The sequence below is a fragment of the Frankia sp. AgB1.9 genome, assembly GCF_016786355.1.
GTDB lineage: Bacteria > Actinomycetota > Actinomycetes > Frankiales > Frankiaceae > Pseudofrankia.
In genome coordinates this window covers 1-1089 of sequence record NZ_JADWYX010000276.1, presented here as the reverse complement: position 1 = coordinate 1089, position 1089 = coordinate 1, and the positions used below count along the sequence as shown (strand labels likewise).

The following is a 1089-nucleotide window of genomic DNA, read 5'->3' as shown; positions in this document are numbered from 1 at the left end:
GTATCAGGTTGACGTCGGCGAACTCCTGCTGGCCTTCGCGGACGCGCTGCTCGGGGCTTTCGGGTCCCAGGTCGTCGACCGAGCGGACCGGCCACGGCGGGGCCTGCTCGCCCCGTTCGGCATGGAGGCGGTGCCACTGGGTGCGGACGGTCGTTTCCAGCTGGCTGGCTTTCGGCCAGCCGCAGTAGACCGCGAAGTGCAGCGTGACCTCGTTGAGCTGTTCGACGGTCAGGTCACGGCTGCGGAGCGCGGCGTAGACATGGTCGTCGATCGGCTTGGTCGCGTCGGCTGCCGCGACGCAGGCCAGTGCGACCAGACGCCGGTCGCGGATGCTCAGGCCGGGACGATTCCAGATCTGTCCGAACAGGAACTCCCGACTGGCCGCCTCGAACGGGGAGTCGCCCGTGGGCGGGTCGACGGTCATCACGGTCCGGTAGATCTCGTCTGTCGTCACGGGAGGTCCTTTCGACGGCCGCGCTCGAGGTCCATGGCGTCGAGCGCGGCGTGGGCGACGGTGATCAGCAGTGGAGTGGGCGGGGTGAGGACGTCAGCGAGGATGCCGACGTCCTTCGTGAGAAGCGGCCCGGCGCTGGATGCCAACGCCGACAGTCCGTATCCCAGAGCGGCGACCAGCTCGGCGGCGTAGCTGCGTCCGCTGCCGTGGGCGAGGACGGCGGCGAGGGACGCGGGGTCGAGGCCGTGGTCGCGCCCGACCGCGTGCGCATCGGCCGCCAGCGCGAGGGTCGCGGCGAACAGCGCGTTGTTCAGGAGCTTCGCGGCCTGCCCGGCACCGAGCGGACCAAGGTGGATCAGGGGATACGCGAACGTGTCAAGGATTGGCCGGGCGCGGTCGAGCGTTTCGGCGTCTCCGCCGACCATGACGAGCAGCTGTCCGGCGGCGGCCCGCGCTCCGCCGCCGCTGACGGGGGCGTCGAGGACGTGTAGGTGCGGAAAGTCGTCGTCCAGACGGCGGCAGGTGTCGGGGTGGGTCGTGCTGTGGACCATGACTATGCCGCCGGCCGGCATGGCGGCGAGTGCCCCGTCGGGGCCGCGAAGCACGTCGTCGACGCCGCGATCGTCCACGACACA

The 1089-nt window shown here is 70.9% G+C and carries 2 protein-coding genes; both read right to left on the bottom strand.

What is annotated here, in order from left to right; all coding sequences use genetic code 11:
* Positions 1-454, bottom strand: a 454-nt coding sequence (locus tag I6A60_RS41090) for a carboxymuconolactone decarboxylase family protein (protein WP_307874132.1), incomplete at its 3' end; no start/stop codon positions are given.
* Positions 451-1089, bottom strand: a 639-nt coding sequence (locus I6A60_RS41085; protein ID WP_203017606.1) for an NAD(P)-binding domain-containing protein, incomplete at its 5' end; no start/stop codon positions are given. The genes I6A60_RS41090 and I6A60_RS41085, both read right to left, overlap by 4 nt.